Here is a 3,116-nt window from a genome sequence, read left to right as displayed (position 1 = left end):
GGTCAAACTCACGCGCCTTTTCCAAGGACAATTCCGTGGTGTTGAAAACTCAGAAAGGCTCGGCCACGCTCACCGCCGACAACCTCAAAATAGACATAGACGGAACGACCCTTGAAATGAAGAAAGGCGTGTCGGTATGGAACGGCGGCAGCGAGACAACGGCAAACGCCACCGAACTGCAGAAGCAGCTTAACATCTGCAAGGCGAGAATCGACGCTATCATTAACGCGCTCAAATCCTCGGCTGTCGCTCCACAGGACGGCGGAGCGACCTACAAGGCCAATATTTCCACCGCGCTCTCCGGCCTCACTTCCGAGGATTATTCAAACATGATTGACGACAAGATTAAACACTGATAAAATGGCAAAAAACAGATACGCCTCGCAGAGGTCGCTCGAATCAATACGCCTCGCCGCTCGCCGCAACAACGAGCGCGGCGGCAGCATGAAGAAGCGAAAAAGCCTCGTGATGATGCTCAACCAACAGACGCAGAGTCTAACCAAACAGGACGTTGCCCGGTGGCGGCGGGCGTGGGCTATGGCTCTCAACATCGAGAACCCCAAGCGCGGAGCGTTGTATTCCATCTATACCGACGCGCTTATTGATATGCACCTCACAGGCTGCTTCACTCAACGCTACCACAAGACGCTGCTCAAAGCCTTTGTACTTACGGACGATGCGGGCAACGAGAACGAGGACGCGGCGAAAATCTTTGAGAGCAAGTGGTTCTACCATTTCCTGCTCAATGCTCTTGAATCTATCGCGTGGGGGCATTCCCTTATCCAGTTGGGCGACGTGATTACCGACGCTAACGGCGTGATGAAGTTCTCCGACGTGGAACTGGTGCCGCGAGACCACGTATGCCCGGAGTATGGTGTGCTGCTCCGCGACCGCTCCGATTCCCCGCAGCAGGGCATTCCGTACCGCGAGGGCGCATTGGCCGACTGGTGTGTGGAGGTCGGCGAGAGCCGCAACCTCGGCCTGTTGCTGAAATGCGCTCCCCACGCGTTATCCAAAAAGAACATGACCTCCTATTGGGACGTGTTCGGCGAGATTTTCGGTATGCCTATGCGTGTGGGAACTACCACCTCGCAGAACCCCGCCGACCGCAAGCAGATTGAGGTGATGCTCGAGGAGATGGGCGCGGCGGGATGGGCGTTGTTCCCGGAGGGTACGACAATAGACATAAAGGAATCTTCGCGTGGCGACGCTTATAATGTCTACGACAAACGCATTGACCGTGCCAACTCCGAGATGTCAAAAGGCGTGGTCGGACAGACCATGACCGTTGACGACGGTTCCTCAAAATCGCAGTCAGAGACGCATCTTGAAGTGTTCGAGAATCTATGTGCCGCCGATGCCAAGCTGATAGCATACGTTATCAATGACGACCTTATTCCGAAAATGATCCGCCTCGGATTCCCCCTTACCGGGCTTACGTTCAAGTGGGACGATGCGGCCACATACTCACCGGCGGAGCAGCGCGAACTGGAACGTATGCTCTTGCAGTTCTTCGACATCGACCCGCAGTATTTCACTGAAAAATACAAAATCCCGATTCTCGGCGTAAAACAGTCTTCCGGCTCTTTTTTCGAGTAGGGGGTGAGGATTCCGAAAAACAGGAGGCCAAGCCCCGAGACAGACAAAAAGAAAAAGCCGACCATTACCGCCTGTTTAATCAAGCGTTAACCACCCTTTACGAGCCGCAGGTGCTTGCACTCGCCGGAGGTGTCGGACGTGTGGAGTTCAACCGTGATGTGTTCGACCGCGCCGTGCGCGAGGTCTTCGCTCGTGGAGGTTTCTCCCCGGATATGCTTGCCGATCCCGCCGTGCGTCCGTTGGTCGAGGAGACGTACAACGCGCTTAACCGCGCCGTCGATACGGCCATCAATACCGAGACCCCGCCGGAACTGACCGCCGCGCTCCAAAACAACGCTTTCATATTCTCCGGCTTCAAGACCTACCATTCACTCTCGGAGGTCGGCCTCGCGCTCACCGATGCGGACGGCCATGTGAAGCCTTTCGACACGTTCCGCAAGGACGTGGAGGCCATTGATGCCCGGTATAACACCAACTATCTCTATGCCGAGTATAACCATGCCGTCCACACCTCGCAGATGGCCGTTAAATGGCACGATTTCGTGGCCGACGGCGACCGCTACAACCTGCAATACCGTACCGCAGGGGATGAAAGGGTGCGCTCGGAACACGCCGCGCTCGACAATATCACGCTCCCGCCGTCTGACCCGTTTTGGCGCGACTATCTGCCGCCGAATGGTTGGAATTGCCGCTGCGACGTGGATCAGGTGCTGCGCGACGATTATCCTATGTCAGACCCGGAGACGGCCAAAGCCGCCGGGGACGCTTGCACCGACGAGCCGAAAGCCCGCATGTTCCGCTACAATGCCGGACGCGAGATGACACTGTTCCCCAAGAAACATCCATACCTCCCCAAAGGGTGCGGCTCTTGCGACGGTCGCCTCAATCTTGCTTACGACCCCAAGCGTGAACAGTGCCGGATCTGCCGTGTCGTTCACGAGCAGCAGCGCAGGGTCGAGGCAAAGCGGCTCTATGACCGTCTTTCAAAGGACAGCAAGTATCGGGGTGTGGAGTATGACCCGGTGTCCGGCGGCATAACCGCCGCCCATGTGGGACACAATACCACATCCAATAATGCACAGGTTCTGCGGTGGGGCATGACAGGCGCGGATCTTGAAAATGAGGTGCAGCGGCTTCTGTTCCAAAGCGGCCATTCGGCTATCCTCTGCGACGAGAGCAAGAAGAAAAAGGGTCGGACGCTCCCGGCTCTTGATATGCAGCTCGACGGCGTGATGATGGATATTCGCTCAATAACATCGAAAAAAAGGCATTATGGCTCTGCGCTCCGGGATAAGAACAAGCAGCTTGCGAGATATAATGCCCGCTCTGATGTCCGTATTGCCGCCGATACCGTGTGCCTCTATTTCCATGACGGCAGTATGTACCATCCAAGCAAAATTACCAACGGCGTTAAATGGCTTAAACGGCAGACACGACATTTACAGGTAAAGCATATTGTCTGTGTGGTGCGAAAGGAGGACGGCTCGGCAGATATTCGCCGACATGATGTATAGACA

Annotated in this window: 3 protein-coding genes; all 3 read left to right on the top strand. The window is 55.8% G+C overall.

Annotated elements, in window-relative coordinates:
* The coding region (locus C5S62_RS13430; RefSeq protein WP_223301085.1) for a hypothetical protein at window positions 1-356 on the top strand (356 nt) is incomplete at its 5' end.
* Window positions 357-360: 4 nt separating this feature from the next.
* Window positions 361-1,599, top strand: a complete 1,239-nt coding sequence (locus C5S62_RS01005) for a DUF935 family protein (RefSeq protein WP_104403681.1) — start codon at window positions 361-363, stop codon at window positions 1,597-1,599.
* A gap of 110 nt (window positions 1,600-1,709) precedes the next feature.
* On the top strand, window positions 1,710-3,113 hold the full coding sequence (locus tag C5S62_RS01000; RefSeq protein WP_223301084.1) for a phage minor head protein: 1,404 nt from the start codon (window positions 1,710-1,712) through the stop codon (window positions 3,111-3,113).
* Window positions 3,114-3,116 lie beyond the last annotated feature (3 nt).

This window comes from Prevotella sp. MGM2 (genome assembly GCF_002933955.1).
In the GTDB taxonomy this organism is placed as follows: Bacteria; Bacteroidota; Bacteroidia; order Bacteroidales; family Bacteroidaceae; genus Alloprevotella.
This window is presented reverse-complemented; position numbering and strand designations above follow the sequence as displayed.

Excerpts from the sequence above, each read along its gene's own strand:
- C5S62_RS01005 (WP_104403681.1), top strand. The coding sequence starts at position 361 with ATGGCAAAAAACAGATACGCCTCGCAGAGGTCGCTCGAATCAATACGC.